Below are 1,555 nucleotides of genomic sequence, written 5' to 3'. Positions count from 1 at the left end.
TGGCTCCCCGACCTGGACTCGAACCAGGGACCTGCGGATTAACAGTCCGTCGCTCTACCGACTGAGCTATCAGGGAACAGCCTCGAATTATAGCGTTGATTTTTTCGTTTTTTGGCTTGAGGCCGGACTTGCGAAAAATATCTCGCGTTCAGTCCAGCGCTGCAGGAGCAACACCGAGCACGCGGTGCAGTTGCGTGCTGGTGGTCGTGTACTGGAGCATCACCTTCTTGTCGGGGAACACAATGGGCGCCGCGCCAAAGGCCGCGAGTGTGGCTTCGTGAAAGCCCGACAGGATGAGCTTCTTCTTGCCGGGGTAGGTGTTGATGTCGCCCACCGCAAAGATGCCGGGCACGCTGGTGGAAAACTTTTCGGTGTCCACCACCAGTTGTTTGCGTTCGATATCCAGGCCCCATTGGGCGATGGGGCCGAGCTTGGGGGACAAGCCCAGGAAGACCAGCAACACATCGAGCGGCACCGAATGCGTCTGCGCCTGCGGATCGGTGACCTGCAAGGCAGTGAGGCGGTCACCCTCGGATTCAAAGCCTGTGGGTTGGCCAACCATGAAGCGCAGTTCGTTGCGCTCGCACAGGTCGCGCATGCGCGCGACGTTTGCGGGAGCGGCCTGAAAGGCATCGCGCCGGTGGATCAGGGTCACGCTCGCGGCCTTGTTCGGCCCTTGCGTGGACAGGGTGGCCGCCCATTCCAAAGCCGTGTCGCCACCGCCCACCATGACGATGTTGCGGCCGGCCCAGGCGTCGGGTGAACTCACGCGGTAGAAGAGTTGCTTCTCGTCGAACGCTTCAATGCCGTCGAGCTTGAGCGCACGAGGTTGGAATGCACCCACGCCGGCGGCGATGAACAGCGTCTTGCTCAGGAAGCGTGTGCCTCGGGAGGTGGACACAAAGAAGCGACCGTCGCCCTGTTGTTCAACGGCGTTCACCTCTTGTCCGAGATGGAAAGTGGCACCAAAAGGCTCGATCTGTTTGAGCAGGTTGTTGACCAGTTCCTGGCCGGTGCACACCGGGATGGCCGGTATGTCGTAGATCGGCTTGTCGGGGTACAGCTCGGCGGGCTGGCCACCGGGGAAGGGCAGTGCGTCGATCACATGGCACTTGATTTCCAGCAGGCCCAGTTCGAACACCTGGAACAGGCCCACCGGACCAGCGCCGATGACCACCGCATCGGCTTCAATGGGACCGTCGTTGACCATGCCGCTCAGCGCAGCAGCTCGGGGAGTTTGCCGGTGCGGTCTTTCCAGTCGTCGGCGTCCGGCAGCGGCGCCTTGCGCTTGGTGATGCTCTTCCAACCCGGCAACTGGGCCAGGTCGGCATTGAGCTGGGTCATGTGCAGCTGGTCTTTGGGCAGGTCTTCTTCGGCGTAGATGGCGCTCACCGGGCATTCAGGAATGCACACCGCGCAGTCGATGCACTCATCGGGATCGATGGTGAGGAAGTTCGGGCCTTCGCGGAAGCAGTCCACAGGGCAGACGTCGACACAGTCGGTGTATTTGCAGCGGATGCAGGCTTCGGTGACAACGTGGGTCATGGTGGTCTTG

Annotated in this window: 2 protein-coding genes and 1 tRNA gene; all 3 read right to left on the bottom strand. The window is 61.5% G+C overall.

Annotated elements, in window-relative coordinates; genetic code table 11:
- The 3 genes from Q1W68_RS12900 to fdxA all read right to left on the bottom strand — a co-directional run bounded on the left by Q1W68_RS12900 (window position 1) and on the right by fdxA (window position 1,545).
- A tRNA-Asn gene (locus tag Q1W68_RS12900) sits at window positions 1-76 on the bottom strand.
- 72 nt (window positions 77-148) lie between these two features.
- A complete protein-coding gene (locus Q1W68_RS12895) occupies window positions 149-1,210 on the bottom strand; it encodes an NAD(P)/FAD-dependent oxidoreductase (protein ID WP_300660740.1) in 1,062 nt (353 codons plus the stop codon).
- 5 nt (window positions 1,211-1,215) lie between these two features.
- Window positions 1,216-1,545, bottom strand: coding sequence for a ferredoxin FdxA (gene fdxA / locus Q1W68_RS12890; protein WP_069046387.1), 330 nt, complete (start codon window positions 1,543-1,545; stop codon window positions 1,216-1,218).
- Window positions 1,546-1,555 lie beyond the last annotated feature (10 nt).

Origin of the sequence: Hydrogenophaga sp., assembly GCF_030158645.1 — a bacterium.
Lineage (GTDB): Bacteria > Pseudomonadota > Gammaproteobacteria > Burkholderiales > Burkholderiaceae_C > Hydrogenophaga.
The sequence above is the reverse complement of the archived record's forward strand: the minus strand, read 5'-3'. Positions and strand labels throughout refer to the sequence as shown.

Excerpts from the sequence above, each read along its gene's own strand:
- fdxA (WP_069046387.1), bottom strand. The coding sequence starts at position 1,545 with ATGACCCACGTTGTCACCGAAGCCTGCATCCGCTGCAAATACACCGAC.
- Q1W68_RS12895 (WP_300660740.1), bottom strand. The coding sequence starts at position 1,210 with ATGGTCAACGACGGTCCCATTGAAGCCGATGCGGTGGTCATCGGCGCT.